1 protein-coding gene is annotated in these 810 nt (G+C 55.8%); it reads left to right on the top strand.

The window, feature by feature from the left end; translation table 11 throughout:
• Window positions 1-22: 22 nt before the first annotated feature.
• The coding region (locus tag RE027_RS17870; RefSeq protein ID WP_368809643.1) for a TipJ family phage tail tip protein at window positions 23-810 on the top strand (788 nt) is incomplete at its 3' end.

Below are 810 nucleotides of genomic sequence, written 5' to 3'. Positions count from 1 at the left end.
AGAACCACGCTATACCTGCAACGTGTACATCCAGGACCGAAACGACGCTTACACAGTCCTGCGTGATTTTGCGGCCATATTCCGTGGCATGACGTACTGGGGTGGCGATCAGATCGTTGCTCTGGCCGATATGCCCCGTGATGTGGATTACAGCTACACGCGCGCTAACGTTGTTGGCGGTCGCTTCACCTATTCAAGCAGCACCACGAAAACCCGCTACACTACAGCGCTGGTTTCATGGTCCGATCCGGGTAACGCCTATGCTGACGCGATGGAACCCGTATTCGAGCAGGCGCTGGTGGCTCGGTACGGCTTCAATCAGCTGGAAATGACAGCCATCGGCTGCACCAGACAGTCAGAAGCGAACCGAAAGGGGCGCTGGGGTATTCTCACCAACAACAAGGATCGCGTTGTTTCGTTCGATGTCGGGCTGGACGGAAACATACCGCAGCCAGGCTATATCATCGCTGTGGCAGACGAGCTGCTTTCCGGAAAGGTTATGGGCGGTCGCATCAGCGCCGTTAACGGTCGCGTTATCAAACTTGACCGTGTAGCTGATGCAGCAGCAGGTGATCGTCTTATCCTCAACCTTCCCTCCGGAGCGTCACAGAGCAGGACCATTCAGGCGGTTAACGGGGAATCGGTCACAGTAACCACCGCGTACAGTGAGACGCCTCAGGCCGAAGCTGTCTGGGTGGTTGAGTCAAACGAACTCTACGCGCAGCAGTATCGTGTTGTGAGCGTCGCTGATAACGATGATGGCACTTTCACCATTACCGGTGCATGGCACGATCCGGATAAATATGCCCG

It is taken from the genome of Kocuria sabuli (assembly GCF_040981185.1).
Lineage (GTDB): Bacteria > Actinomycetota > Actinomycetes > Actinomycetales > Micrococcaceae > Kocuria > Kocuria sabuli.
Note: the sequence above shows the minus strand (reverse complement) of the source record. Positions and strands in the feature narration are given on the sequence as shown.